Genomic DNA, 24,892 nt, shown 5'->3' with positions numbered 1-24,892 from the left:
CTACCCAACATCTCGGGGGCGGCAGGCCTTGCCCCAACCGGTCAGCAACCCCCTTCGGGAGGGCCCCACCGGGTGACACAGCCGGTTTCGGGGGGTATATACTCACGGGAAACCCAACACCCGACATGGACCTCCGCCGGCTGCTGTTCGTCACGACCATCACGACTGCGCTCACCGCGCTGGTGGGTGTGATAACCGCCACCTCCGGGGCCGGCCTGACCTGCGAGGCGCGGTGGCCGCTCTGTGACGGCGCCGTCTTCGGCCTCTTTCCGGCCAACTTCATGTCCTTCATCGAGTGGTCCCACCGCCTGGTGGCGATGATAACCGGCTTCCTCATCATCGGCTCGACGATTGCCGCCTGGCGCGGCAGCCACCCACGCCGGGTTCGGTTCGCGACGCTGGCTGCGCTCGTCATCACGCCCGTCCAGATAATTTTCGGCGCCTTCACCGTCCTCGTCCACGAACTCGTCTTCGGCTACTCCATCGTCGTGTTGACGCTGCATTTCGCCTTCGCGGCGACCATCCTCGGCCTGCTCGTGGCCGCGACGGTCTGGGCCTACGCCGAAACGGGAGCGGTCTCGCTGGACCGCGTCCAGCAGGCGGGCGGCTTCGCGCTGCTCGGCTATCCCGTCATGGTCGCGCTCACGCCGCGCCTGTTCGTCACCTTCGGCGAGGTCGCACAGTTCATTTATTACGGACTCGGTTTCGCCATCTTCGCGGCGCTTGTCGCCGTCGCGCTGTGGGGCCGCGAACTCAGCGCACGCGGCGTCTCGATTGCCGGTGGCATCGCCGCGCTGGCCGTCGTCGCCCAACTCATCATCGCCCGACAGGCCTTCGGCAGTCGCGGCCAACTGCTCATCCTCGCGCTGTCGTTTGCGGCCTTCGGGCTGACGCTAGGGGCCGTCAGTCGGAGTCGGAGCCTCGATTCCGGGTCGGCACACGCCGTCGCGAGCGAGTAGCCACAAAATCACTCTCGACTGCCGCCGAGTCACGAAGCCTTTTGAGCGAAACCGCCCCACGTTCGGTATGGAGAGTCTCAATCGGATGGCCCTCGAACTCGCGGACGAGGCCATCGACTTCGCCGACGAACTCGCGATAGAGGTTCACGAACTCGACAACGGCGCGATGGTGCTGGACTTCGGCGTCCACTCGCCGGGCGGCATCGAGGCCGGCCTTCTTTTGGCCGAAATCCAGACCGGCGGGCTGGCGACGGTCCAGACCGGCGTCGACGAAATCGAGGGCGCGCCGCTGACCCACGTCGAAACGTCGACCGACCACCCCGCAATGGCACTGCTCTGTGCACAGAAAGCCGGCTGGGAGTTGTCGGTCGACGGCTTCGAAGGCCTCGGCAGCGGCCCCGCTCGTGCGCTCGTGGCCGAGGAAGACGAGTTCCAGCGCATCGGCTACCGCGATGCCTCGGATTTCGCCGTGCTGGCGGTCGAAAGCGAGGAACTCCCCGGTGAGGCCGTCGCCGAACACGTCGCGGACATGACGGGCGTGCCCGTCTCCAGCGTCTTCCTGCCGACCTTCTCGACGGCGAGCGTGACCGGCAGCGTCGCGCTGGCCGCTCGGGCCGCCGAACTCGCCGCCTTCCGACTGTCGGAACTCGGCTACGACCCACTGGAGATGCTCTCTGTCACGGCCTCCTCGCCCGTCGCGCCGGTCGCGGAAAGCGACGAACTGGCGATGGCCCGAACGAACGACGCGCTCGCGTATGGCGGTCAGGTCCACATGACCGTCGACAGCGACTTCGACCGCTTCGAGGAAATCGCCTCGACGGCCCGCGAGGAGTTCGGCCACCCGTTCGTCGAAGTCTTCGAGGACCACGAGTGGGACTTCTACGACCTGCCCGTCGAAGTCTTCGCGCCCGCGCAGGTGACTATCGACATCGTCGGCGAGGGCGTCGAAGTGGTGGGCCGCACCGACGAGGCCCTGCTCGCCGAGAGCTTCGGACTGTGAAGTTCAAGGTCCTCCCCGCCCCCGTCGAATCCGTCGAGACGGTCGCCGAGATGCAGGCGGCGGTGCCGCTGGTGCCCGACGAGGAAACCTCCTGCTGTGCGAGGGTGATACAGCGGACCGGCGTGGGGTCGCAGGACCGCGCCAAGGAGTGGCTGACGTTCCTGCGAGCCCTGCGGCTCGTCGAGGAAGACGACGGGAAGTACCACCGGCTCCAGCGCGACGCTGACCCCGAGGACCTTCGTGAGGCGTTCCTCGAACGCATCTATCTCGCCGAGGACGTCATCGAGTTACTCGAAACGTCCGACGAACCGCTCGACCTCGATGCGGTCTTCGAACGGCTGACCGACCGCCTGCCGCAGTGGGAGCAGTTGCGGCACACCGACCCGGAGGCCGTCTGGCGCGAACGGGTCTACCGAATATTGGAGTGGGCGGTCGTCTTCGGACTCGCCGAACGCGCCGATGGCGGCTACGTGGCGGCCTGACACCCTCGGGCGCTTCCAAACGGTTTATACTGTCCCGACGGGAAGCCGTGGGTATGCCGAAAGAGCAGAATGAGGTCCGAGACCTTCAGGAAGGTAACTACGTACTGATCGACGACGTGCCGTGTAAGATCACCGCCTACAGCACGTCCAAGCCCGGTAAGCACGGGAGTGCGAAGGCTCGCGTCGAGGGCACCGGCGTCTTCGACGGCCAGAAGCGCAACTTCACCCAACCCGTCGACCAGAAGGTCTGGGTTCCCATCGTCGAGCGAAAGCAGGGCCAGGTCGTCTCTATCTCCGGCGACGACATGCAGGTCATGGACCTCGACACCTACGACACCATCACCATGCGCATCCCCGAGGACCTCGACCCCAGCCCGGACGACGACATCGAGTACCTCGAGTGGGAAGGCCAGCGAAAGGTTGTTTAAATAGGGCACGACGGTAATGGGCGACTTTCCCGGTGCGCGAGCCGCTTTGGACGACGCCGCCTACGCGGTCGTCGGCGCACCGCTCGACGTTTCTACCACGTTTCGCCCCGGCGCCCGGTTCGGGCCCGACCGAATCCGTCGATTCGCCCGCCCGTTCGACGAATACGACCAGCGCACAGGCCGGCACTTCTCGGACCTCGCCTGTGACTCGGGCGACGTCTCCCCCTGGGGGGACATCCCCGACTACCTCGACTTTCTGACCGGACAGCTATCCGACCACCACGACGACGGCCGGCTGCCGCTCTTGCTCGGCGGCGAACACACCGTCACCGTCGCCGGCCTCCGGGCGGCCGACCCCGACGTCTACGTCTGTCTGGACGCCCACCTCGACCTGTACGAGGCCTACGCGGGCGACGAGTACGCCCACGCGACGGTAACCTCTCACGCCCTCGATATCGCCGACGAGGCCATCCTGCTAGGCGCACGCACGGGCAGCGAAGACGAGTGGGACCGCGCCGCCGAGGCCGACGTGACGGTCGTCCCGCCCGAAGACGTGGGCGGCTGGACCCCCGATTTCGACGGCGACGCCTACCTCAGCGTCGACATCGACGCCGCAGACCCCGGGTTCGCGCCCGGCACGGGAACCCCGGAACCGTTCGGCCTCGAACCGCGCGAGATGCGCGATGTCGTCCGCGCGGTTGCACCCCAATCGGTCGGCTTCGATATCGTCGAAGTCAACGACCGCGACGACGGGCAGGCCGCTTCGCTGGCCGGCAAACTCCTCCAGACGTTCGTCTTCGCCCACGCCGAGGCGACCCTCGACTGAGGTTTATATACCGGGACGAGCCCATCCCGTCGTAGCATGACGGAAGCCACCCCCTCGCGCCGAACCGTCCTCAAAAGTCTCGCCGCCATCACCGGCGCTGGCGGCACTATCGTCGGCGGCAGTTACGTCGCCTCCCAACCCTCCGTCGCCGTCGAGACGGAGGACGTGCTGGAGGCCAGCGACGTCCGAACCGAGCGCAACGACGGCGAACTCGACGCGGTGGCCGTCGCGCCGGAACTCGCCGTCGAGTGGTCGGATTTCGGCGGGGGTCTCGACCGCATCGGCATCACCCTGGGTGCGGCCATCGACGGCGAATCCGGCTACGACCTGCTGTTCGACGGGACGACCGAGGCCGACGGCGTGACCGCCGAAGGCGACAACCTCGATGCCGTCGATGGCGCACTCACGCTCTCCTTCGAACGCATAGACATCACGACGGTCGGCGACACAGTCACCGAGGCCGATTTCGGTGCGGACCTCATCCCCGGCGAGGTGGTCACAACCACTGTCGAACTCACACTCCGGGTCGACGTGGTCGGCACACAGAACGCCGAGACCCAAACCGCCTTCGAGACGGTTCCCTTCGACGTGACGCTCCGAAACCCAGAGGGCGAGGCGACTGCGAGCGGGTCGGCGAATACCGACGTCGAGTGAGGAAGGGCCGACCAATACAAATGGGCGCCGCCCGACCCCTCGCGTATGCACCTCTCGGAGTTCCGTGACCGACTGAACGACGTGCTGAACCACGACGAGTACGCGGGCGCCGACGCCAGCGCCAACGGCCTGCAGGTCGGGGGCGTCGAACCCGGCGACACCGTCGACCATGCGGCCTTCGCCGTCGACGGGGTCGAAGCGACCTTCGAGGCTGCGGCGGCCGCCGATGCCGACGTCCTGGTCGTCCACCACGGCATCGTCTGGGGCGGTCTCGACCGCGTCACAGAACTGGAATACGACCGCATCGCCACGCTCGTCGAGAACGACCTCGACCTCTACGTCTCCCATCTCCCGCTGGACGGCCACGACGAACTCGGCAACGCGGCGGGTCTCGCCCAATTCCTCGACTGCGAAATCGCCGCGCCGTTCGGCGAGGCCGGCGGCGTCACGATTGGCCAGCGAGTCCGCGCCGAGACGCCCTACACCGTCGAGAGCCTGCGGGACCAGCTATCTGGGCTGGACACCGGTGGTAAGGCAATCGACGTGCTCGACTTCGGCCCCGAGGAAATCGAGGACATCGGCATCGTCACCGGCGGTGGTGCCGACTGGATTCGGGAGGCCGCCGAGACAGGCGTCGACGCCTTCGTCACCGGCGAGGGGAAACAGAAGGTCTACCACGAAGCCCGAGAGGCGGGCGTAAACGTCTTCCTGGCCGGCCACTACGCGACGGAAACCTTCGGTGTACAGGCCCTCGCGGATCTGGTGGAGACGTGGGGCATCGAGACGACGTATCTCGACCACCCGACCGGCCTATAACCGTCGGCTGTTCGGCCCTCCACCACGTCGCCGTAGCAACCGACGCCCCGCTCGGACAGCAATATCTTAGGGGGTACTCATAAACAGCGTCCGGCCCCACGTCCTTCGGTATGAGTCGTGACGCAGGCGGCACGAATATCGAGGGCGAAGCCCCGGTCTCCGAGACCGTCGTCGAAACCGAAGAGGCGACGGTCACGGAAAACGCCGAACTCGAACGGACGCTCGGGTTGTCGGGCGGTCTCGCCATCGGTATCGGGACGATGATTGGCGCCGGTATTTTCGTCTTCCCGGGGTTGGCCGCCGGCAACGCCGGCCCCGCGGCGGCGCTTTCCTTCGGCATCGGTGCGATTATTGCACTCCTCGTCGCGCTTCCGGCCTCCGAACTGGCGACGGCGATGCCGAAATCCGGCGGCGGCTACTACTTCATCTCCCGCGGTCTCGGCGCGCTTGCGGGCGCCATCGTCGGCCTGTCGCTGTGGTTCGGCCTGGTCTTTGCGACGGCCTTCTACCTCGTCGGGTTCGGCTACTACGCCGTGGACTCGCTGGCCGAAATCGGCGTCTCGGTCGGCGCCGATTGGGTCATTCCGCTGGCTATCGTCTTCGGCGCGGCGTTCACCGTTCTGAACTTGACCGGGACCGAAAACGCCGCCAAACTCCAGAACGGCGTCGTCGCACTGCTACTGTCGATTCTCGCGGTCTTCCTCGGCTTCGGCGTCCTCGACGCCGTCGGCATCGTCGGCCAACCGACCGCCCCGGAAGACTTCACCCCGTTCGGCTACGGCCCGGTCTTCTCGACGGCGGCGCTGGTCTTTACCTCGTATCTCGGCTTCGCGCAAGTCGCCACCGTCGCCGGCGAGATGAAGGACCCCGGCCGGAACCTCCCGCTGGCGATGGTCGGGTCTGTCCTCGTCGTCGGCGTCCTCTACGTGATGACCATCTTCGTCGCGACGAGTGCCTTCGGCGCCGAGCGACTGGCCGCGGAGGGCGAAACCGCGATGGTCGCCGTCGGACGGGACTTGCTTGGTCCGGCGGGCGCCCTCGCCATCCTCTTCGGCGGCCTGCTGGCGACGATGTCGAGCGCGAACGCGTCGATTCTCTCGACGTCACGGGCCATCTACGCCGTCTCGAAGGACGCCCTGCTTCCGAAGTGGGCCAGCCGTATCAATCTGAAATACGGCACGCCACACGTCGCGCTGGGAATGGCCGGCGGCCCGATTCTCGCGTTGACCGCGACCGGACGCGTCGAAATCCTCGCCGAAGTGGCCTCGTTCCTCCATCTCATCATGTACAGCCTCATCTGCGTCGCGCTCATCGCGTTGCGCCGCGACGAACCGGAGTGGTACGACCCCGATTTCCGGGTCCCGGCCTACCCGCTCGTGGCGGGCATCGGCGCCGTCGCCAGTTTCGCGCTCATCGGGTTCATGCAACTAATCTCGCAGATTCTCGGCCTCGCCATCATGGCCGGCAGCGCCGTGTGGTACTTCTACTATGCGCGCGATATCGAACTCAAGGGGGCACTATAGATGACACGCGTACTCGTTCCGGTCGAGATTCTCGAGGGCGAATCGGTGTCGTACGGCCTCATGAACCTGCTCGGCACGATGGACGTGACCGTCCTCGGCTACCACGTCCTGCCGGAGCAGACGCCGCCCGACCAGGCCCGCGAGCAGTTCGAAGAGCGGGCCGTCTCGGCGCTGGATGACCTCGCCGAGGAGTTCCGCGAGGCTGGCGGCGCCGCCGAATCCCGCCTCGTGTTCACTCACGACCGAGAGCAGACGGTCGACCGGGTCGCCGACGACGTGAACGCTCGGGCCTATGCCCTCACGGGCGCGACCGGCGACGTCGACCGCCTGCTCGTGCCGCTGGCCGGCGACGTGGCCGTCGACCGCATCCTCGATTTCGTCACCGAACTCGTCGGGGACCGCGACATTACGGTCACGCTCTTCCTTGCCAGCGAGGCCGACGGCGCCGACGCCCTGCTGGAAAAGGCGGCTACCCGCCTCGGAGAGGCAGGCATCACCACCGAGACGGACGTCGTCGTTTCGGGCCAGCCGTTCGAGGCCCTGATAGAGGCCGTCCCGGGCCACGACGCCATCGTCATCGGCGAGCGAGCCCCCTCGCTGTCGACGTTCCTCCGCGGCGACGAAGCCGAACGGGTGGCCGCAGCCTCCGTGGGCCCCGTCCTCGTCGTCCGCGGCGGCCAGACCGCCGCCGAATCCCTCGGCGAGTAATCAGCGCGTCGCCTGCTTCCATTCTCCGAGGCCGACAACCGCTCCGTCGACGGTTTCGGCGTCCGCCTCGCCGGCGGCCCACCAGACCATCGGCGCGACGTCTTCGGGGGCGCGGCCCTCGGCGTGGTTCGTCAGTTCGGTTTCGACCTGACCCAAATCGAGTACGCCGACGGCCGCGTCGAGGTCGGCAGCGAACTGCCGGGCGACGGCTTCCGCCGCGGCTTTCGAGACCGCATAGGCGCCGAATCCCGGTTTCGCCTCGCGGGCGATTCCCCCGGAGGGAACGAGGGCGCGGGCACCTTCGTTCAGATGCGGGACGGCCTCCCGAATCGTCGCGAAGACGCCGCGGGCGTTGCTGCGGAGCGTATCGTCGAAGGCCGCGTAGGATTCCTCGGCCAGCGGCGTTTCGCCGGGCGCTCCGTGATAGACACCCGCGTTGGCGACGACACAGTCGATGCCCGTCTCCTCGCTCGCTCGGGAGGCGGTTTCCATCAGGCGTTCGACGTCGAACTCGTCACGGACGTCGGCCCGCATCGCCGTCGCCGAGCCGCCCTCTGCTTCGATATCCTCGGCGACGGCCGTAATCGACGCTTCGTCCCGCGCGCAGATGACGACGTGGACACCCTGTTCGGCGAACAGTCTCGCGACTGCCTCGCCGATGCCCCGGGAGGCGCCGGTGACGACTGCCGTGTTCATAACCCGTCCACACGCGGCGTCGCCAAGGCCGTTTCCCTCGCCCGTGTGGATGGCCGCCACACCCGTTTTAATGATGGCGCCGCCGCTAGAGGCGTGTATGTCTACCGACCGGGTCATCGTCGTGGGATCGGGCTTCGGCGGCCTCTCGACGGCCTGCTATCTCGGCGACGCGGGCTACGACGTGACCGTCCTCGAAAAGAACGAGCAGTTGGGCGGCCGCGCCTCCGTGCTTGAGGCCGAGGGCTTCAAATTCGACATGGGCCCGTCGTGGTATCTGATGCCCGACGTCTTCGAGCGATTCTTCGGCCATTTCGACCACCGGCCGAGTGATTTCTACGACCTCGAAGCGCTGGACCCACACTACCGCATCTTCTTCAAGGACGGCGACTCCGCGGCGATTACCTCGGACCGCGAGGAGATGTACGACCTCTTCGAGTCCTACGAGGACGGCGCTGGCAAGGCGCTGGAATCGTATCTCGACACCTCCGAGACCCACTACGAGACGGCCATGGAGAACTTCGTCTACGAGGACCGGCCGAACCTCCGCGATTGGGTCGACCTCGACGTGATGCGGGCGGCACCCATCGGCCTCCAGTTGCTCGGGACGATGGACGACTACGTCGCCGACTACTTCGACCACCCGAAACTCCGGCAAATCACCCAGTACTCGCTTGTCTTCCTCGGCGGCGCGCCCTCCAACACGCCCGCGCTCTACAACATGATGAGCCACGTCGATTTCAACCTCGGCGTCCACTACCCCGAAAACGGGATGCAGTCGGTCGTCGACGCCTGCGTCGAGTTGGGCGAGTCGATGGGCGTCGATTACGTCACCGACGCCGAAGTCGGCGAGATTATAAATCGAAAGCGGGGCTTCGAGGTGGAATCGGCCGCCGGCACCTTCGAGGTCGATTACGTCGTCAGCGACGCCGACTACGCCCACACCGAGCAGGAACTCCTTCCCGAGCATGAACGCCAGTACGACGAAGAGTACTGGGACTCCCGGACCTACGCCCCGTCGGCGTTCCTCATGTACATGGGCGTCGAGGGGGACGTCGAACCGCTGGAACACCACACCCTCGTGCTGCCCGAAGACTGGAACCACCACTTCGAGCAGATTTTCGACGACCCCGAATGGCCCGAGAACCCGGCCTACTACCTCTGTGTCCCCTCCAAGACCGACGAAGACGTCGCACCCGAGGGCCACAGCAACCTCTTCGCGCTCGTGCCGGTCGCCCCCGGCCTCGACGACAGCGAGGAGGTTCGGACGTGGTATCGCGACCTCGTCCTCGACGACATCGCCGAGAACACCGGCGTGGAGTTGCGCGACCGCATCGTCTTCGAGGAGACATTCAGCGTCTCGGAGTTCGCCGACCGCTACAACAGTCGCGCGGGGACGGCCCTCGGCCTCGCTCACACCCTCCGACAGACAGCCGTCTTCCGGCCACCGCACCGCTCTGAGGCCTGTCCCGGACTGTATTTCACCGGTTCCTACACCACCCCCGGAATCGGCGTGCCGATGTGTCTCATCAGCGGCGAACACGCCGCCGACGCGCTCATCGACGACGCCTCCTGACATGACCGACCACGCGCTGGACCGACTGCTGCCGAGCGAATCAACGCCGACGGGCTATCTGCTGCGAGCCTCCCGACCCCGGTTTTGGCTCTACCTCGCCGGCCCAGTCATCGTCGGCGTCGCCTATGCCGCGGCTGGGGTCGGTGACCTGTTCTCGCCGCTCGCCGTCGCGCTGTTCGCCTACTTCCTCCTGCCGGCGAACGTCTTCCTCTACGGCGTCAACGACGTCTTCGACGCAGATATCGACGAGGAGAATCCAAAAAAGAAGGACCGCGAGGTCCGCTATCAGGGCGACCGACTGGTGCCTGCGGCCGTCGTCGTTTCGGGACTGCTGGGCGTCGCCTTCGTACCGTTCCTGCCGACGGTCGGCGTCGCCGCGATGGGTGCCTTCCTCCTGCTATCGGTCGAATACAGCGCGCCGCCGCTCCGATTCAAGACGACGCCGTTTCTCGATTCGCTGTCGAACGGCCTCTACATCCTCCCGGGTGTCATCGCCTATGCCGGCCTGACAGGACAAGGGCCGCCCCTCGCCGCCGTCGCCGGCGGGTGGCTGTGGGCAATGGGGATGCACACCTTCTCGGCGATTCCCGATATCGAACCGGACCGCGAGGCTGGCATCGAGACGACCGCCACCTTCCTCGGCGAGTCCCGAACCTACGCCTACTGTGCGGTCTGCTGGCTCGCGGCGGCGGTCGTCTTCGGCCTCGTCCACCCATTCTTTATCGCGGTACTGGGGGTCTATCCCGTCTTCATCGCGGGTATCGTCGCCAGCGACATCAGCGTCGACCGCGCCTACTGGTGGTTCCCGTTTCTCAACACCGCCGCAGGGATGGTCCTCACGCTGGGTGCTCTGTGGGTGATGCTGTATGGCTGACGGCGATAGCGCGGTCGCGACACCGGCGGAGGTTCCAACCCGCCAGCGCGTTGAGCGTCGCCTCGATGCCCTTGTCGACGACAACCGATTTACTATCGCTGTCGTCTTCCCGACTATCGGGGCAATCATGCTCTTGGCCTCCGCCGAAGGGTTGCTCCCCGAACCCCTGTCGTTCAACCCATATCTGGTGCTGTTCGGCGTCGCGATCATGCGATTGCCGCTCATCGCCGGCGTCGCCCCGCTTCTGACCCGAAAGGCCGGCTTCGGCCTGCTGGCGCTGTGTGCCTACACCTACGGCATCGAACTCGTCGGCGTCTCTACCGGCTATCCCTATGGCCACTTCGAGTACGGCGTCGACCTCGGACCGATGATTGCGGATGCGATACCGGCGGCGCTGCCGCTCTTCTTCCTGCCGCTCGTGCTCAACGCCTACCTGCTCTGTCTGCTCCTCTTGGGCGAGTCGGCCCGCAACGCCGTGTTTCGGGTGCCGGCCGTCATCGCTGCCGTCGTCGGAATGGACCTCATTCTGGACCCGGGTGCCGTCGCTATCGGCTTCTGGAGTTACGATGCGGGCGGCCTCTACTACGGCGTTCCGTGGCTGAACTACGCTGGTTGGGTGCTGTCGGCCACCGTCGCCGTCCTCCTCTTCGATTACGCCTTCGACCGGGCCGGCCTGCTGGCCCGCGTCAACGCCTGCCCGTTCATGCTCGATGACCTCGTGAGCTTCGTCATCCTCTGGGGGTTCGTCAACGTCTTCTACGGCAACTGGGTGCCCGCGGCCTTGGCCGTCGGCTACGGGGCCGCACTGTGGCGCGTCGACCGCTTCGACTTCCCGGAGCGTTAGGCCTCGGGGAGATACCGCCCGTGGAACCCGAACGGGACGACGTGCGGGAGCGGGGCTCGCGCCAGTTCGGTCAGCGTCTCGGCGTCGAAAATCAGGAGTATCGAGCGTTCGGCCTCGGTATCCAGCGCGGGCGCCAAGACGACGCCCTCGTCTTCGCCCTCGGCCTCGGGATGCTGGACCATGCGCGGTTCCTCGACGTAGACGCCACGCTCCCACCACTCGGTGGCCGTGCCTGATTCGACGTCAATTTTCGCGAGGCCGTTGGCGCCGCGTCTGTCCGTCGCCTGCGCGTAGGCGTAGCGGTAGGGACGACCCCTGACCGCTCGTGGGACTGTCGGCAACTCCAGACCACCGTCGTACTGGCGGCTTCGGGACACCTCGCCCGTCTCCGGTGAGAGTCGGAATCTGACCAGTCGGCCGTCCGGCGCCGCATCGAAGGCGTCCCCCGAGAGTGCGTCGAATCCCAGCGCCTCGACGATATCGGCGTTTTCGAAAGCCACGAGGTCGACCACGACGTCGTCGCCGTCCTCGTAAGCGTTGATGTGGTGGAAGACGAAGAAGGGGGCCGTTCGCAGGTCCGCAACGAGGTCGCCGGAATCGCGGTCGACGACGATGAATCTGGCCCGTCGGTCCTCGTCGTACTCCAGCATATCCAGCAGGCCCTCCTGCCACGGCGCCAGCGCTCGCAGCAGGGCGATTCTGAGCGGCGGTTCGACGAGGATGGCGTAGTTTTCCGTGATGGCACAGTCGTGGACGTATCCCGGCCCCTCGGCGTCGACGGAGGCGAACCGTTCGCGTTCGGCCGACCCGTCGGGGATACGGTAGAAGTGGTACGTCGACTGCCGGCCGAACGCCGTCGCGTAGCCGACCGTCTCGTCGCGATGGGGGTCGACCGCGAAATGCGCGGTCGCGAGGTGCTCCGGGATGTCGTCGTTCCAGCGGAACTCCCCGCGCGTTTCGAGCGTTTCGGCGTCGAAGGCGATACGGCGTGGCGCTTCGGTCAGCGCGACGTGGTGGCCACCGAAACGGGCGACGTGGACGTTCGCGTTGTCGGTCGGTTCCGGCGGGCCGAGCGCGCGAAGCCAGCGGAGTGCTTCTCGGAGCGGCCCGCCGCCGCTGGCGAACTCGCCGGCCGTGGCTCCCGACTCGGCGTCCTCGTAGGCCTCGGTTCGGAGAAAGCGGTTCGTATACCGGACGGTGCCGTCCGAAAACGCGTATCGGCGGAGCATGGCGAGGCCGTCGAACCAGTGAGTCGCTCGCTCGTCGCCGAACTCGAAGGAGCCGGGGCCGTTCCGTATCAGGGCGCCGGAGAGCCACGTCGGGACCGACCCTTCGACGGGGAGTTCGCGGGCCGATACCTCCTCGTCGAGGGACCGAAACCCGAGTTCGTAGGCGCGGTCGGATGACGCCACGGTCAGTGCGTCGGCAGCGGGCCCTCGGAGCGGGAACGGGACGACCGCTCGTCGGACATCGGGACCGCGCTAACCTTCGCGAAGACGGTTTCGGGGTCGCCGTGGCGCATCCAGTGCCATCGCGTTCGGACCAGCAGCGATATTTTCCGGAGCGTGCCGAGCGATGGCTGTTCGGAAACCGTATCGTATCCCTGCTCACGAATCAGGCGATGGTGTTCGGCGTACAGCACCGCCGCCGTCAGGACAGGGAGTTGGCAATCACGGGGGAGGTACTTGATGCCGGCCACGCCCTCGCGATAGAGTCCCTCGGCACGACGGAGTTCGTGGCGAATCGCGTCGCCGATTTCGTCGGTAAACCGGAGGTTCTCGATGTCCTCGGGGTCGGCATCGTAGGTTTGCAGCGTCTCCCGCGGGAGGTAAATCCGGTCGAGGTCGACGATGTCCTCCCGAACGTCGCGGAGGAAGTTCGTCAACTGGAAGGCCTCGCCGAGTTTTCGGGCGTGCGGAACGGCCGTCCCCCGGTCGTCGGTATCCATGATTATCGTCATCATGACGCCGACGGCCGACGCCGACCCGCGCATGTAGGTTTCGAGGTCCTCGTAGGTCTCGTAGCGGTCGGTGTCGATGTCAGCCACCATCGCGTCGATGAACACGTCGACTTCCTCGTCCGGGATGTCGTAGGTCTCCCGGAGTTCGGAAAACGCCGACAGGACGGGGTCGTCGGTGGGGTCCTCGCCGAGAGCCGCCCGTCGAATCGCCATCAGTCGGTCGCGCTGTTCGCTGGGAGCCATCCCCTTCGGATTGTCGACGACCTCGTCGGCGACCCGGAAGAAGGCGTACAGGACGTACGTCGCCTCTCGGACTCGTTCCGGAAGCAACCGTGTCGCGTAGTAAAAGGTCTTCCCAGTCCGTTTGTGGATGGACTTGCTCTCCGCGAGCTGGGTTCGGTCGACCATTCGGCTACCCAATATCAGGGCTTCCCACATCTTAGGTGTTTGTGAGCCGGCATCTCCATCAACGCCACGAGCGGCCGCTGCAAAACGAGAGGTAGCCATTCCGCACGGAAAGTACATTCTTCTGACAAGAAGAGCTGGTTCGGGACCGACAGCAAACGCCGTAACGAACGGTTACCCCAGCTGGCCTTCGTACTCGTCGGGCGACAACAGGTCCTCGTACTCGCTCTCGTCGGCGAGGTCGATTTCCAGCATCCAGCCGTCACCGAAGGGGGCTTCGTTGACCAACTCCGGCGCGTCGAAGAGGTCCTCGTTGACCGCCGTCACTTCGCCGGAAACCGGCGCATAGAGGTCCGAAACGGCCTTGATGGATTCGATGACGCCGAACTCCGCGTCCTTGTCGATGGCGTCACCGACCTCGGGTAATTCGACGAAGACGACGTCGCCGAGTTCGTCCTGTGCGAAGTCGGTGATACCGATACGCGCCGTTCCGTCCTCGCGCCGTGCCCACTCGTGGGATTCCAGATAGCGACAGTCCTCGGGAACCTCAAAGCTCATACGTGTGGTATTCGGGGTCGGGAATGTAGTGCTTTCTATGCCCCGCTCGTGGGGGTCCCGACGAACACGCTGACGACGAACACGCTGACGACGAACACGCTGACGACGAACACGCTGACGACGAACACGCTCAAACCGAGACCGCTCGTAGCAAGGAGGGACGTGCCACCGACGGAGAGGACGGGCTTTCGGAGTTCCGTATTGGGGTCACTCCGATCCGTCTTCAAAAACGCACGGGACATACCGGCGACGTACCGAACGAAACGATACCTCCGTTGGTCGGAGGGTTCACCCAGTACCGGGCACGCTACGGCCATCGGCCGGGAACGCGTCTTGGGCTCCCCCGACGAGATACTCCGGGAGGAAGATGTTCGCTATCAACTCCGTCGCGAGAACGACCAGCATGAGCAAGACCAGACCCGCCAGTAACCCGAGGAACAGATGCTTCAATTTCTCCTGACTCAGCGTGGCCACGCCAGTCTTACGAGCCCCGTATAAATAACGTGTAGCCTGCCGAAGAACGGAACGCCGCTACGCCGACTCTCTGTCGGATTTCGCGTCTTCTCGCCTCTTCGAGGGACCGGGGTCGACATCCCCTCGGGATAGGCCTCCGTCGGGCGGGGTGTTCACTCCCGCTCGTAGAACGGCAGCGACACTACTTCTGCCTGCTTTTCGCGACCCCGAACGAGGACAGCCAGTTCGGTCCCGGGGTTGGCGTATTCGACGGGCACGTAGCCGAGGCCGATGGCGTCGCCGAGCGTCGGGCTCATCGTCCCGCTCGTGACTTCGCCGACCGTCTCGCCGTCGACGGCGATTTCGTAGCCATGCCGGGCGATACCGCGCTCCTGCAGGCGGAAGCCGACCAACGTCTCGTCGACGCCCTGCTCGTCTACCTCGGCGAGCGCATCCCGGCCGACGAACTCCGTCTCCAGGTCGACGACGAAGGAGATGCCGGTCTCGTAGGGGTTCCGGGGGTTTTCCTCGATATCGAAATCCTGCCCGGAAAGCAGGAAGCCGGCTTCCAGCCGGAGGGTGTCACGCGAGCCGAGGCCGCAGGGCTGGCAATCCAGCGCCGACCAGACCGCCTCGGAATCGTCGGCGGCGAAGAGCAACTCGACGCCGTCCTCGCCCGTATATCCCGTGCGAGCGACGAGGCAATCGGTTCCCGCCACGTCTCGGTGTTCGGCGGTAAAGCGCGCGATGTCGCTCGGGTTCTCACACAGGTCGGCCAGCAACGGGAGGGCATCGGGACCCTGTACGGCAATCATCCCGTACTCGGTCGTCGCGTTCTCGATGGTGGCGTCGAGGTCCCACGCCTCGGCGTGGTCGGTCCAGCGGTCGTACAGCTGGCCGTCGTGGCCCGCGTTCGGGATGAAGAGGTAGTCCGCGTCGTCGCGGGCCGGCAGCCGATAGACGACCGTATCGTCGATGATGTCGCCGTTCTCGTCGGTGATGGTCGAATACTGGGCGTCGCCCGACCCCAACTCGGTGACGTCGTTGCTCGTCAGGCGGTTCATCAGTTCGGTCGCGTCGGGCCCCGACACCTCGATTTCGCCCATGTGGGAGACGTCGAACTTCCCGGCGGCGGTGCGGACGGCCTCGTGTTCTTCGCGGATGGAATCGAACTCGACGGGCATCTCCCACCCGCCGAATTCGGTGAGTTTCGCGTCCGCGTCGGCGTGGACCTCGCCGAGCGGTGGGGTTCGAAGGGACATACCTACTTCCTCGTTGGGCGGGGAGTAAGTAGTTCCGCACTCGATGACCTGTCGCCGGTTTTCGCTTCTTCCAGGCCACCAGTACCTTGTAGTTCGTTCGCCGCGTATTATCGAACGAGTCGGTTCGACGTGGAACGTAGCCAATTGCGCGGACGGGAGGGCCTTCTGACGGCTCGGGAGCCGAACGCTCGGTGGTCCCAAAGCCATGAGTGACGGGTATCGGAAGGCAATCGCCATCGTCGTCGGCGCGACGGTCCCCTGGGTCGCCGTCTGGGCTGTGACGACCCTCCTGCCCGCAATCGCGGGCGTCCTCGGCATCCCGTATGCGGTGCCTGCAGTACTGCTCGACCCCTCGACGCTGGCCGTCGTCTTCGTCAGCGGGGTCTCCATCCTCGGGGCATCCTTCCTCCTCGCGTGGGGTGCCGAAACCGCCGAAAAGGACGTTCCGCGCGCCTTCGCCATCGCGGTGCTCGCGGTGCTCGCCGTCGCTCCCGAGTACGCCGTCGACGCCCTCTACGCATGGGACGCCGGCCAGTTCGCGGGCACGACCCGTGGTATCGAGGCGGGCAACCTCGCCGTCGCGAACATGACCGGCGCCAACCGCATCCTCATCGGCCTCGGGTGGGCCGGCATCGCGCTGTTTACCATCTGGCGGAGTCAGACGACGAAGGACCCCGCCGTCGAGAAGCGGTCCGGGTTCCTGCAGGACGCCGTCACGCTCGACCACGACGTCGGCCTCGAAATAGTCTTCCTGCTCGCGGCGACGCTGTGGGCGTTCTTCATCCCGCTGAACGGCGGTATCGACATCGTCGATATGGTCGTTCTCGTCGGCATCTACGTCACGTACATCGCCATCATTCTCAAAGGCGACATAGACCCACACCTCGAACACGTCGGCGTTCCGGCCCGCCTCCAGCAGTTCCCGAAACGCTCCCGAATCGCGACGGTGCTTTTGCTCTTCGTGTACTCCGGGCTGGTAATCTTCATCGCTGTCGAACCGTTCGCCCACGGCCTCGAAGAGTTGGGCAAGAACGTCGGCATCCCGTCGTTCTTCATGATTCAGTGGATTGCGCCGCTTGCCTCCGAATCGCCGGAACTCATCGTCGTCGCCTATCTGGTGAACAAGGCCCGCTCGACGGCGGGGTTCAACGCGCTCATCTCCTCGAAACTCAACCAGTGGACGCTGCTCATCGGGACGCTCGTGGTCGTCTACTCCGTCGCGCTCGGGCGCTACGGGGCGCTTCCGTTCGACCCCAAGCAGAGCGCCGAAATTTGGCTGACCGCCGCCCAGTCGTTCTTCGCCATCGCGATTCTCATCAACTTCGAGATGTCCGTCCGGGAGGCTGTCGTCCTCCTCGTACTTTTCCTCTCGCAGGTGCTCATCGAGTTCGTCCTCATCCGCGAGTACGTCGCGCTCCCGCTGTCGAGCTACGAGTTCCTGCTGGCGTTCAGCGCCGTCTACGTCGTGCTTGGAACCGCGCTGTTCGCCTATCGCTGGCGGGATTTCGGAGCGATTCTCCGGCGGACCGGGGAGACGATACGCAGCGCGGCCGGCCGATAGGAACCCACGGAACCGCTGCGGGAGCGTGCGCCTGCGGGACGGACCAACAGCGATTTGATGCGGCCGGTCGGAATCGGCGATATGGGACTGTTCGACCGACTTCGAGGCGGGCCGTCGGCCCCCGCCAACGTCGGTATCTTCGTCGACGGGCCGAACGTCTTCCGCGAGGAGTTCGACGTCGACCTCGACGACCTGCGGGCGCTAACCGAGGCCGAAGGCACCAGCACCATCGCCCGCGTCTACGTCGACGAGAACGCCGGCGGCGGCCTCATTCAGGCCGCCGAGGCGCGCGGCTTCGAAGTCGTCACGACCAGCGGTGACGTGGACGTCAAACTCGCCGTCGATGCCGTCGAAGCCGCCGTTGAGGGCCGCATCGATACGCTCCTTATCGTCTCACGGGACACGGATTTCAAGCCAGTCATCGAGACGGCGAAGAAGCGGGGACTAAACACCATCGCCGTCGCCCCCGGCACCTACGGTCGCTCGGACGCGCTGCGGAACGCCGCCCACGAGGAGGTAACCCTCGAATAATGGCGGGCGTGCCCGTCCTCGCCGGCGTCGGTATCGTCGCGACGGCTCTCGTCTGGGCCGGTTCGACGTGGCTCGAACGCTCCTCGGGCCAACTCGCCGAACACTACGCGCTCCCGCGGCTGATTCAGGGCGCGCTCATCGCCGCTATCGGGTCGTCAGCACCCGAACTCGCCAGCGCTGTCATCTCGACGATTCGGTACGGCGAGTTCGAACTCGGCGTCGGTATCATCGTCGGCTCGGCCGTCTTCAACATCCTCGTGATTCCCGCACTGTCGGTCCTGCTGTCCGACGGACCGCTCGATACCGGCCGGGACGTCGTCTACAAGGAGGCCCAGTTCTACATGCTGTCGGTCGCCTCGCTGTTCCTCGTCCTCTCGTTTGCGGTCATCTACAACCCCGTCGAGGGGGCCGACCTCCGGGGCAACCTCACCAGACCGCTGGCCCTGTCACTGCTCGCGCTGTACGGCCTCTACGTCTTCATCCAGTATCTCGACGTCAGCGAGTCGAACGTGACGCCGGTGACGCTGACCCCCCGGGCGCTCGCGATTCAGTGGGCCCAACTCATCGGCGGCATCGCGCTTATCATCGCCGGCGTCGAGGCGCTGGTGTGGTCCGCGGTCGGCCTCGGTGATGCCTTCGGGACGCCCTCGTTCCTCTGGGGGCTGACCGTCGTCGCCGCGGCGACGAGCCTGCCGGACGCCCTCATCAGCGTCGCCGCTGCACGCCTCGATGAACCCGCAGTGAGTCTGGGGAACGTCCTCGGGAGCAACATTTTCGACCTGCTCGTGGCGGTTCCCGCGGGCGTCCTGCTGGCGGGCGCGACGACCGTTTCCTTCACCGCCGCCGTTCCGATGATGGCGTTTCTGGTCGTCGCAACCATCGTCCTCTTTGCCTTCGCGCGAACGGGCATGGAAATCTCCGACGGGGAGGCGAGCGCGATGCTCGCGATGTATGCCGTCTTCGTCGGCTGGCTCCTGCTGGAAAGCGTCGGCGCCGTGAACTACGTCTGAGGGGCCACCCCACGGGCCGTCACCCGCCGGCCGTTCCCGCACCGTTTTTCCGAACGCCAGTCGAAACCACGGCCATGTACGACGGTCCGATTCTCGATAACCATCTCCACCTAGACCCCGTCAACGGCCGCGGTGCCGAGGCCGCCGAGGAGTTCGCCAACGTCGGCGGCACGCACCTGAACGTCCTCAACAAGCCCTCCTGGCATCTGGTCGGCGAGTTCGACGACGCCGAGGGGTTCCACGAGACGTTCGATATCACCATCGAGGTGACCGAGGAGGCAGACGAGATTCTGCCCGGCCGGGCCTGGCCCGTCCTCGGCGTCCATCCGGGACTCGTCTCCCAACTCGTCGACCGCGGCTACGACGCGCAGGAAGCCGCCGACCTGATGAAGACCGGTATCGAAGTCGCCGCGGAGTACGTCGCCGAGGGGCCGGCGCTAGCTATCAAATCCGGCCGCCCGCACTACGACGTCAGCGACGCGGTCTGGGAGGCCTCCAACGAGGTGATGCGCTATGCCTTCGAGCGCGCGGCGGAGGTCGGCTGTGCCGTCCAGTTGCACACGGAAGGCGGCGAGGACTTCGAGGAGGTAGCGGAGTGGGCCGAAGCCGAGGGGCTGCCCCGCGAGCGGGTCGTCAAACACTACGCGAACGGCCATATCGAGGGGCCGATTCCGAGCGTCATCTGCGACAAGGACGAACTCGAACGCGCCTGCGGCGGCGACTGGCCCTTCTTCATGGAGACGGACTTCATCGACGACCCCGACCGACCGGGCGCCGTCTTCGGCCCCAAGACCGTTCCCAACCGAACGAAGTGGCTCGCCGAAGAGGGCTACGAGGAGTCGCTCTATCGCGCACACGTCGAGACGCCCGCCCGCGTCTACGGCGTCGACACCGAAGCGACGCTGGAGTGAGAACTGACCGAGGACCGGACGGCCGGAACTATCTTTTAATCCGACTGTGAACGAACGAATGACATGTCAGCAAGCGTCGATACGAACGACCTCCCGTTCGGAGTAGGTGCGGTAGCCGGTGCGGTCGCCTGGCTGCTCGGTTACGTCGTGACGTACCTCATCGCAGCGACGGACCTCCAAGACTCGGCGTTGAACCGCATCGTCGAGGGCTTCGAGGGCGAATCCGCGACCTACGAACTCGTCGGGTGGGTGTTTTACAACGCCCACTTCGTCGACATCACCTACGAGAACGTCGGCTTTTTCGAACCACCGGCGGCCTTCATCGGCGGCGATAACGGCTTTACGGTCGCCCTGTACGTCCTGCCGCCCGCCTTCCTCTTCATCGCGGGACTGGCTATCACCCGATTTCAGGGCATCGACGACCTCAGCGACGGGGCCGTCGCGGGTGCGCTCGTGGTGCCCGGCTATCTCGTGTTGTCGGTCATCGGCGCCTTCCTCTTCGAGGTGAGCGTCGGTGACGCCGCCGGGGCACCGGACCTCCTGCCGGCAATCGTCGTCGCCGGCATCCTCTATCCGGTCGTCTTCGGCGCCATCGGCGGCGCCGTCGGCGGTCTAACCTCCTGATAGCTCAATCCAACGAACCCACACTTTTCGCGCGTTATAGCTGCCGAGCAACGATTTCTCCCCACGGTTCGAAGTCGTGCCGCTCGTAGAAGGCGTAGGCACGCTCGTTATCCGGGTCGACGTCGAGGAGGAGACGGTCCAGCGGCAGGTCCTGCTGGCGGGCCACGGCGACGGCGGCGTCCATGAGGCCGTCGGCGACGCCCTCGCCCCGCCACGCGGGCGCCACGTAGAGTTCGTTGACGACGGCCGCATCCCAGATGAAGGCGAGTCGTTCCGGCAAGAGGAAGAGATAACCCACGATGCCGTCCTCGCGGTCAGTTCCGGCATCGGCCTCCCCCTCCGCCAGAAGGAGACATCGTTCCTCGTCGGCGATACAGCGGTCGACCCACGAGAGCCACCGCTCCCGATAGGTGTCGTCCAGTTTGGCCGCGTACTTCTCGGCTTTCTCGTCGCCGCCGGTTCCCGTCCCGAGACCGGTCTCGAAAGCGGTTTTCAGCGCCCACAGGCCGCGCCGGTCGGCGTCGTCCCGTGGGTCGTACGGCCGAAGGGTGATTGCCGCCGGAAGGTCACTCATCGGTTCGTTCCGAGTCGGGCGAGGACTGAAACGTCTTCGCTACGGCCGCAAAGACCCCGGTCGCCACGAGGTAGAGTTGCCAGCCCTGTACCGCGATGGGGAACCGTCGGTCGACCGGTTCGTCCGGCGAGGGGTCCGCCGATGGCTGGGCCGGGTTCGCGACGTGGGTGTTCTGGCTGCTCTCGCCGCCGCCGACGTCGACGGACTGCTGGCCGGTTTCGGGGTCCTCGAAGACTTCGACGAACGTCTGGACGAACCCCTCAGCCGTCGAGTAGTAGGCGTCCCCCTCCAGTTTGAAGAACTGGTCGTGGAGCGGCCACAGCATGTTGACGCCCTCGAGATGCGTCCAGTCGAGGAAGACGTGCGCAAAGAGGTGAACGAAAAAGCCGACCCACAGCAGGCGAGTGCCGTAGTTGCCGACCTGCAGACGTATCCACGATACCTCGCGGTAGTGGGTCTCCCAGTACAGGACGCCCATGCCGGCCGCCGGCAGGACGGCGTTGTGCAACAGCGTCCGGTGGGCGCCGTCCATGACGAACCCGACGAGCGTGTCGGCGTCCGGCAGCAGGACGACCGCCAGCAGGAACACCCCGGCCCGCCGGTCGTAGTAGCTTCCGAGAAGGCCGACACCGACGAGAAAGGCGAGGCCGACCTGAACGATGGTCGACGGCATCAGTGTCGCCCCCCTTCGACCGCGAACTTGGCCGGAATCGCGGCAATCGCCCCCAACACGAGGACGAGTTGCCACGCCGAATCGACGACACGGACCGTTCGCTCGGCGTCGGCCGGGATTCCGGTTCCCGGCGTCGGGTTAACCCACGTCGCGATATGGCGACCCTCGGTCGTGCCGACCGTTCGAACCGACAGCAGGCTATTGCCGAACTCCACGTAACTCTGGACGATGCCCTCCTGTGTCGAGAGGACGAACTTGCCGACGATGGCGTAGTAGTCCGTCGAGAGGGGATATAGCACCGCTGCGCTCTCGATATTGAAGAGGTCAAGCCCGATACCGGCGACGGCGTAGGCGGCGATGGCGACCCACGCGACGCGGACGCCGTACCAGCCGTGACGGGAACGAAGCCACGATTCCTCACGGCGCTCGGTGTCCCAGTAGAGGAGGCCGGCGGCCGCAAGCGGGATGAACGCCGAGTGGAGCGCGGCGTTCGTCGCCCCGTGGACGAACAGGCTCAACACGGCGTCGAAATCCGGCAGCGCGGCCGCGACGGCGGCGAGGCCGAGCGACCGCCAGTCGAAGGCCGCACCCAGCAGGGCGACGCCCAACAGGACGCCGACGGCGACGTTCACGAGGGTCGGCGGCATTACCAGCCCCTTCGTCCGAACCCGCTTAAATTCGCGGGCGGGCATATGGCACGACTGAAGACAGTCGGTCGCCAGAACGGCGGGCCCACGAAGGCACGCTTATACCCGTCGGCGCGCTGGCTTGGGGTATGCGCGACCCCCGCGAGGAACTCGCCGAACGCATCGCCGGCGAGGTGACCCTCTCCGAAGACCCCGGCGCGACGCTACGGAAGTGGCGCGAGGAGTTCGACGTCGCCCAGACGACGCTGGCCGAGGAACTCGACGTCTCGGCCTCCGTCGTCTCCGATTACGAGAGCGGTCGCCGCGAGAACCCCGGCGTCCGCGTCGTTCGCCGCGTCGTCGAGGCGCTGTTGTCGGTCGACGAACGCCGCGGCGGCGACCGCGTCCGCCAGCACGCCCGCGTCATCTCGGCCGGCTTCGAATCCGACGTCGTCTACGACCTTCGGGAGTACTCCGCGACCGTCCCGATTACCCGTTTTCATCGGACCATCGACGCCAAACCCGTCACGAACGGTCAGGCCGACACCATCGCCGGCCACACCGTCATCAACAGCGTCGAGGCCATCAAACGCCTCTCCAGCGAGGAGTTCTACCGTCTCTACGGCCAGTCGACGAACCGCGCGCTCGTCTTCACGGACGTGACCCGCGGGGAGTCGCCGCTGGTGGCGCTGCGAGTCGTCACGCCGACGCCATCCGCCGTCGTCCTGCACGGCATCGAGTCGGACGACCTCTGGGAGCACGCGCCGGCGCTGGCCCGTGCCGACGGCGTCTCTCTGGCGACGACGACGAAACCGCTGGAAGAAATACTGGCCGCACTCCGGGAGTTCCCGTGAGGAGCCGTCTCAGGCGCGCGGGAAGTTGTCGATAGTTTCGCTGCGGAACGACTCCTCGTCGAACTCGTAGTCGCCGTCGAGGAACTCGACGATCTGGTGGGTGTCGCGCATCGCGTTCTTCAGACAGGTCGAGGCGCCCGGCGAGGGCGTGATGTTGTAGATGATATCGTCCTCGACGATTTTCGCCTCGCCCATTTCGAGGGACTTCTTGCGCGTGTTGACGATCTGGGGTCGGACACCGCCGTAGCCCTTCGCACGGTCGATATCGGAGGCATCGACGTTCGGCACGACCTTCTGGACGTGCGGGAGGAAGGAGCGCTTGCCGACCTCCGGCAGGTCGTAGACGAGGTTCTGGAGCACATACGGCAGGAGAACGCGGTCCGCGAGGATGTTCGCGTAACTCAGGAACGCGCTGGCCCGAAGGCCGAAGACGTCGAAGAAATCGTTGACCGTCGAGATGCGACCGCGTTCGAGGGCCGGCACGAGTTTCGCCGTCGGGCCGAACCGCGTGATGGAATCGTCGTGGACGTCCGCGTCGCCGTGGACGGCCGCGAAGGGGAGTTTCTTCATCTGGAGGGTGTAGACCTTCCCGTTCAGGAGGTCATCGGCGAGGAAGAAGCTCCCGGCGACCGGCAGAAGCGAGAGGTGTTCGGCATAGCCCATCTCCTGGGCTATCTGGAGGCTGTGGGAGCCAGCGGCGACGACGGTGGTGTCCGCCGAGAACGAACCCTCGTCGGTCCAGATGTCGAAGCCGTCGTCGGTCTCCTTGATGTCCTTGACCTCGGTGCCGGTGAAGACGTCGACGCCGGAGTCGTCGCGGACGTCGTCGACGAAGGACTTGGAGGTCTGGCCGTAGTCGACCGTATAGCCGTCGGGCGTCTGGAGCGCGAGCAGTTCCTTGTTGGGGTCACGACCCTCGACGACCGCCGGTTCGTGCTCGGCGATTTCCTCGCGGCCGATGGGTTCGAGTTTCGGGAAGAGGTCGCCGAAGCCCTCGTCGTGGTATCGGGCGTCGAGTTTGTCGACCTCTTCGTCGCCGACCGCGAGCACCATCTTGCTGCGCTTGCTGTGCATCTCGCGGTCCGAATCGACGTTTTCGAGATAGCCGGCCAGCAGTTCGGCGCCCTCCTTTACCTCCTCGGCCTTTTCGAGGGAGTAGTTCGTCTCGATGTCCCCGAAGTGAAGCGTCTGGGAGTTGTTCGTATGATGAGAGTTGATGGCCGCAATCTCGTCTTCCTTTTCGATGAGCGCGACGTTCTCTATGTCGGTAAAGTTCGCAACAGTGTAGAGAAGCGACGCACCCGATATTCCGCCACCAATGATGACTAGTTCGTATTCCTCGGACATTCTATAACGGAACCCTGCTACCAGTAATCACCGAGGAAGGTCACTTAAGCCCCTTCATACGCCACCTCTGCGTCATGCGACAACGCATATCACAACTATATGAAGCCCCCTATCGAACGATACCGAACGCGAGTGCTACGGGGGCGGGAATCCGAAGAAA

At 65.7% G+C, this 24,892-nt stretch carries 28 protein-coding genes; 18 read left to right on the top strand and 10 right to left on the bottom strand.

The annotated features are described in order from the left end of the window. The first annotated feature begins 125 nt into the window (after nucleotides 1–125). The 9 genes from HWV23_RS16795 (at nucleotide 126) to HWV23_RS16755 (ending at nucleotide 7,396) form a co-directional block, all read left to right on the top strand. Nucleotides 126–959, top strand: a complete 834-nt coding sequence (locus HWV23_RS16795) for a COX15/CtaA family protein (RefSeq protein ID WP_178291530.1) — start codon at nucleotides 126–128, stop codon at nucleotides 957–959. A 67-nt stretch (nucleotides 960–1,026) separates the two neighbouring features. After that, nucleotides 1,027–1,959, top strand: a complete 933-nt coding sequence (mch, locus tag HWV23_RS16790) for a methenyltetrahydromethanopterin cyclohydrolase (protein ID WP_178291529.1) — start codon at nucleotides 1,027–1,029, stop codon at nucleotides 1,957–1,959. Next, a complete protein-coding gene (locus HWV23_RS16785) occupies nucleotides 1,956–2,441 on the top strand; it encodes a double winged helix-containing putative transcriptional regulator (protein WP_178291528.1) in 486 nt (161 codons plus the stop codon). The genes mch and HWV23_RS16785 overlap by 4 nt, the downstream gene beginning before the upstream one ends. Before the next feature lie 53 nt (nucleotides 2,442–2,494). Next, nucleotides 2,495–2,869 (top strand): translation initiation factor IF-5A, encoded by a 375-nt coding sequence (locus HWV23_RS16780; RefSeq protein WP_178291527.1) that lies wholly within the window; start codon nucleotides 2,495–2,497, stop codon nucleotides 2,867–2,869. A 16-nt stretch (nucleotides 2,870–2,885) separates the two neighbouring features. Continuing rightward, nucleotides 2,886–3,695 (top strand): arginase family protein, encoded by an 810-nt coding sequence (locus tag HWV23_RS16775; protein ID WP_178291526.1) that lies wholly within the window; start codon nucleotides 2,886–2,888, stop codon nucleotides 3,693–3,695. Between the two features lie 36 nt (nucleotides 3,696–3,731). Continuing rightward, nucleotides 3,732–4,349, top strand: a complete 618-nt coding sequence (locus tag HWV23_RS16770) for a twin-arginine translocation signal domain-containing protein (protein WP_178291525.1) — start codon at nucleotides 3,732–3,734, stop codon at nucleotides 4,347–4,349. Nucleotides 4,350–4,394: 45 nt separating this feature from the next. Next, entirely contained in the window at nucleotides 4,395–5,165 is a 771-nt protein-coding gene (locus HWV23_RS16765) for a Nif3-like dinuclear metal center hexameric protein (RefSeq protein WP_178291524.1), read from the top strand. Between the two features lie 110 nt (nucleotides 5,166–5,275). Next, nucleotides 5,276–6,688 carry an APC family permease gene (locus tag HWV23_RS16760; protein ID WP_178291523.1) on the top strand — a complete coding sequence of 471 codons (1,413 nt, stop codon included), beginning with the start codon at nucleotides 5,276–5,278 and terminating at the stop codon, nucleotides 6,686–6,688. Further along, nucleotides 6,689–7,396 carry a universal stress protein gene (locus HWV23_RS16755; RefSeq protein ID WP_178291522.1) on the top strand — a complete coding sequence of 236 codons (708 nt, stop codon included), beginning with the start codon at nucleotides 6,689–6,691 and terminating at the stop codon, nucleotides 7,394–7,396. Here the strand turns inward: HWV23_RS16755 and HWV23_RS16750 are convergent, their stop codons facing one another. Then, nucleotides 7,397–8,092, bottom strand: coding sequence for an SDR family NAD(P)-dependent oxidoreductase (locus HWV23_RS16750; protein WP_178291521.1), 696 nt, complete (start codon nucleotides 8,090–8,092; stop codon nucleotides 7,397–7,399). Nucleotides 8,093–8,189: 97 nt separating this feature from the next. Between HWV23_RS16750 and HWV23_RS16745 the strand changes: the two genes are divergently transcribed. Genes HWV23_RS16745 through cruF form a run of 3 tightly spaced genes read left to right on the top strand, consistent with a single transcriptional unit; the run spans nucleotide 8,190 to nucleotide 11,383 of the window. After that, complete coding sequence (locus tag HWV23_RS16745) at nucleotides 8,190–9,665, top strand: phytoene desaturase family protein (RefSeq protein ID WP_281362672.1); 1,476 nt, start codon at nucleotides 8,190–8,192, stop codon at nucleotides 9,663–9,665. 1 nt (nucleotide 9,666) lies between these two features. Then, complete coding sequence (locus tag HWV23_RS16740; protein WP_178291519.1) at nucleotides 9,667–10,539, top strand: prenyltransferase; 873 nt, start codon at nucleotides 9,667–9,669, stop codon at nucleotides 10,537–10,539. Further along, nucleotides 10,532–11,383: a bisanhydrobacterioruberin hydratase gene (gene cruF, locus HWV23_RS16735; RefSeq protein ID WP_178291518.1), complete on the top strand. Its 852-nt coding sequence runs from the start codon at nucleotides 10,532–10,534 to the stop codon at nucleotides 11,381–11,383. Before HWV23_RS16740 ends, cruF begins: the two co-directional genes overlap by 8 nt. Here cruF and HWV23_RS16730 read toward each other — a convergent pair. From HWV23_RS16730 to gcvT, 5 genes are all read right to left on the bottom strand, one after another. Continuing rightward, entirely contained in the window at nucleotides 11,380–12,795 is a 1,416-nt protein-coding gene (locus tag HWV23_RS16730) for a carotenoid oxygenase family protein (protein WP_178291517.1), read from the bottom strand. The genes cruF and HWV23_RS16730 overlap by 4 nt on opposite strands. A gap of 2 nt (nucleotides 12,796–12,797) precedes the next feature. After that, nucleotides 12,798–13,751 (bottom strand): phytoene/squalene synthase family protein, encoded by a 954-nt coding sequence (locus HWV23_RS16725; RefSeq protein WP_178291516.1) that lies wholly within the window; start codon nucleotides 13,749–13,751, stop codon nucleotides 12,798–12,800. A gap of 171 nt (nucleotides 13,752–13,922) precedes the next feature. After that, nucleotides 13,923–14,306 carry a glycine cleavage system protein GcvH gene (gene gcvH / locus HWV23_RS16720; RefSeq protein WP_178291515.1) on the bottom strand — a complete coding sequence of 128 codons (384 nt, stop codon included), beginning with the start codon at nucleotides 14,304–14,306 and terminating at the stop codon, nucleotides 13,923–13,925. A gap of 288 nt (nucleotides 14,307–14,594) precedes the next feature. After that, the gene (locus HWV23_RS16715; RefSeq protein ID WP_178291514.1) at nucleotides 14,595–14,780 is read right to left on the bottom strand and encodes a hypothetical protein; all 186 of its coding nucleotides are present in this window, start codon (nucleotides 14,778–14,780) and stop codon (nucleotides 14,595–14,597) included. Nucleotides 14,781–14,932: 152 nt separating this feature from the next. After that, on the bottom strand, nucleotides 14,933–16,021 hold the full coding sequence (gene gcvT / locus HWV23_RS16710) for a glycine cleavage system aminomethyltransferase GcvT (RefSeq protein ID WP_178291513.1): 1,089 nt from the start codon (nucleotides 16,019–16,021) through the stop codon (nucleotides 14,933–14,935). 205 nt (nucleotides 16,022–16,226) lie between these two features. Here gcvT and HWV23_RS16705 point away from each other — a divergent pair, with 205 nt between their 5' ends. From HWV23_RS16705 to HWV23_RS16685, 5 genes are all read left to right on the top strand, one after another. Next, entirely contained in the window at nucleotides 16,227–17,582 is a 1,356-nt protein-coding gene (locus HWV23_RS16705) for a sodium:calcium antiporter (RefSeq protein ID WP_178291512.1), read from the top strand. A gap of 81 nt (nucleotides 17,583–17,663) precedes the next feature. Next, a complete protein-coding gene (locus tag HWV23_RS16700) occupies nucleotides 17,664–18,113 on the top strand; it encodes an NYN domain-containing protein (protein WP_178291511.1) in 450 nt (149 codons plus the stop codon). Then, nucleotides 18,113–19,123 (top strand): sodium:calcium antiporter, encoded by a 1,011-nt coding sequence (locus HWV23_RS16695; protein ID WP_178291510.1) that lies wholly within the window; start codon nucleotides 18,113–18,115, stop codon nucleotides 19,121–19,123. Before HWV23_RS16700 ends, HWV23_RS16695 begins: the two co-directional genes overlap by 1 nt. A gap of 74 nt (nucleotides 19,124–19,197) precedes the next feature. Further along, nucleotides 19,198–20,034: a TatD family hydrolase gene (locus HWV23_RS16690; RefSeq protein WP_178291509.1), complete on the top strand. Its 837-nt coding sequence runs from the start codon at nucleotides 19,198–19,200 to the stop codon at nucleotides 20,032–20,034. Between the two features lie 63 nt (nucleotides 20,035–20,097). Beyond that, a complete protein-coding gene (locus HWV23_RS16685) occupies nucleotides 20,098–20,658 on the top strand; it encodes a DUF7978 family protein (RefSeq protein ID WP_178291508.1) in 561 nt (186 codons plus the stop codon). Nucleotides 20,659–20,692: 34 nt separating this feature from the next. Here the strand turns inward: HWV23_RS16685 and HWV23_RS16680 are convergent, their stop codons facing one another. Genes HWV23_RS16680 through HWV23_RS16670 form a run of 3 tightly spaced genes read right to left on the bottom strand, consistent with a single transcriptional unit; the run spans nucleotide 20,693 to nucleotide 22,552 of the window. Beyond that, nucleotides 20,693–21,232, bottom strand: a complete 540-nt coding sequence (locus HWV23_RS16680) for a GNAT family N-acetyltransferase (RefSeq protein WP_178291507.1) — start codon at nucleotides 21,230–21,232, stop codon at nucleotides 20,693–20,695. Next, nucleotides 21,225–21,905, bottom strand: coding sequence for a metal-dependent hydrolase (locus HWV23_RS16675; RefSeq protein WP_178291506.1), 681 nt, complete (start codon nucleotides 21,903–21,905; stop codon nucleotides 21,225–21,227). Before HWV23_RS16675 ends, HWV23_RS16680 begins: the two co-directional genes overlap by 8 nt. After that, complete coding sequence (locus HWV23_RS16670) at nucleotides 21,905–22,552, bottom strand: metal-dependent hydrolase (protein ID WP_178291505.1); 648 nt, start codon at nucleotides 22,550–22,552, stop codon at nucleotides 21,905–21,907. Before HWV23_RS16670 ends, HWV23_RS16675 begins: the two co-directional genes overlap by 1 nt. A 128-nt stretch (nucleotides 22,553–22,680) precedes the next feature. Between HWV23_RS16670 and HWV23_RS16665 the strand changes: the two genes are divergently transcribed. Then, nucleotides 22,681–23,385 (top strand): helix-turn-helix domain-containing protein, encoded by a 705-nt coding sequence (locus HWV23_RS16665; protein ID WP_178291504.1) that lies wholly within the window; start codon nucleotides 22,681–22,683, stop codon nucleotides 23,383–23,385. 9 nt (nucleotides 23,386–23,394) lie between these two features. Here the strand turns inward: HWV23_RS16665 and HWV23_RS16660 are convergent, their stop codons facing one another. After that, on the bottom strand, nucleotides 23,395–24,732 hold the full coding sequence (locus HWV23_RS16660; RefSeq protein ID WP_178291503.1) for an FAD-dependent oxidoreductase: 1,338 nt from the start codon (nucleotides 24,730–24,732) through the stop codon (nucleotides 23,395–23,397). Nucleotides 24,733–24,892 lie beyond the last annotated feature (160 nt).

Origin of the sequence: Natronomonas halophila (assembly GCF_013391085.1) — an archaeon.
Classification (GTDB): Archaea; Halobacteriota; Halobacteria; order Halobacteriales; family Haloarculaceae; genus Natronomonas; species Natronomonas halophila.
The sequence above is the reverse complement of the archived record's forward strand: the minus strand, read 5'-3'. Positions and strand labels throughout refer to the sequence as shown.

Bases quoted from the DNA above. Each gene is read 5' to 3' on its own strand.
- HWV23_RS16795 (WP_178291530.1), top strand. From the start codon at position 126: ATGGACCTCCGCCGGCTGCTGTTCGTCACGACCATCACGACTGCGCTC.
- mch (WP_178291529.1), top strand. From the start codon at position 1,027: ATGGAGAGTCTCAATCGGATGGCCCTCGAACTCGCGGACGAGGCCATC.
- HWV23_RS16780 (WP_178291527.1), top strand. From the start codon at position 2,495: ATGCCGAAAGAGCAGAATGAGGTCCGAGACCTTCAGGAAGGTAACTAC.
- HWV23_RS16775 (WP_178291526.1), top strand. From the start codon at position 2,886: ATGGGCGACTTTCCCGGTGCGCGAGCCGCTTTGGACGACGCCGCCTAC.
- HWV23_RS16770 (WP_178291525.1), top strand. From the start codon at position 3,732: ATGACGGAAGCCACCCCCTCGCGCCGAACCGTCCTCAAAAGTCTCGCC.
- HWV23_RS16765 (WP_178291524.1), top strand. From the start codon at position 4,395: ATGCACCTCTCGGAGTTCCGTGACCGACTGAACGACGTGCTGAACCAC.
- HWV23_RS16760 (WP_178291523.1), top strand. From the start codon at position 5,276: ATGAGTCGTGACGCAGGCGGCACGAATATCGAGGGCGAAGCCCCGGTC.
- HWV23_RS16755 (WP_178291522.1), top strand. From the start codon at position 6,689: ATGACACGCGTACTCGTTCCGGTCGAGATTCTCGAGGGCGAATCGGTG.
- HWV23_RS16750 (WP_178291521.1), bottom strand. From the start codon at position 8,092: ATGAACACGGCAGTCGTCACCGGCGCCTCCCGGGGCATCGGCGAGGCA.
- HWV23_RS16745 (WP_281362672.1), top strand. From the start codon at position 8,190: ATGTCTACCGACCGGGTCATCGTCGTGGGATCGGGCTTCGGCGGCCTC.
- HWV23_RS16740 (WP_178291519.1), top strand. From the start codon at position 9,667: ATGACCGACCACGCGCTGGACCGACTGCTGCCGAGCGAATCAACGCCG.
- cruF (WP_178291518.1), top strand. From the start codon at position 10,532: ATGGCTGACGGCGATAGCGCGGTCGCGACACCGGCGGAGGTTCCAACC.
- HWV23_RS16725 (WP_178291516.1), bottom strand. From the start codon at position 13,751: ATGGTCGACCGAACCCAGCTCGCGGAGAGCAAGTCCATCCACAAACGG.
- gcvH (WP_178291515.1), bottom strand. From the start codon at position 14,306: ATGAGCTTTGAGGTTCCCGAGGACTGTCGCTATCTGGAATCCCACGAG.
- gcvT (WP_178291513.1), bottom strand. From the start codon at position 16,021: ATGTCCCTTCGAACCCCACCGCTCGGCGAGGTCCACGCCGACGCGGAC.
- HWV23_RS16705 (WP_178291512.1), top strand. From the start codon at position 16,227: ATGAGTGACGGGTATCGGAAGGCAATCGCCATCGTCGTCGGCGCGACG.
- HWV23_RS16700 (WP_178291511.1), top strand. From the start codon at position 17,664: ATGGGACTGTTCGACCGACTTCGAGGCGGGCCGTCGGCCCCCGCCAAC.
- HWV23_RS16695 (WP_178291510.1), top strand. From the start codon at position 18,113: ATGGCGGGCGTGCCCGTCCTCGCCGGCGTCGGTATCGTCGCGACGGCT.
- HWV23_RS16690 (WP_178291509.1), top strand. From the start codon at position 19,198: ATGTACGACGGTCCGATTCTCGATAACCATCTCCACCTAGACCCCGTC.
- HWV23_RS16685 (WP_178291508.1), top strand. From the start codon at position 20,098: ATGTCAGCAAGCGTCGATACGAACGACCTCCCGTTCGGAGTAGGTGCG.
- HWV23_RS16680 (WP_178291507.1), bottom strand. From the start codon at position 21,232: ATGAGTGACCTTCCGGCGGCAATCACCCTTCGGCCGTACGACCCACGG.
- HWV23_RS16675 (WP_178291506.1), bottom strand. From the start codon at position 21,905: ATGCCGTCGACCATCGTTCAGGTCGGCCTCGCCTTTCTCGTCGGTGTC.
- HWV23_RS16670 (WP_178291505.1), bottom strand. From the start codon at position 22,552: ATGCCGCCGACCCTCGTGAACGTCGCCGTCGGCGTCCTGTTGGGCGTC.
- HWV23_RS16665 (WP_178291504.1), top strand. From the start codon at position 22,681: ATGCGCGACCCCCGCGAGGAACTCGCCGAACGCATCGCCGGCGAGGTG.
- HWV23_RS16660 (WP_178291503.1), bottom strand. From the start codon at position 24,732: ATGTCCGAGGAATACGAACTAGTCATCATTGGTGGCGGAATATCGGGT.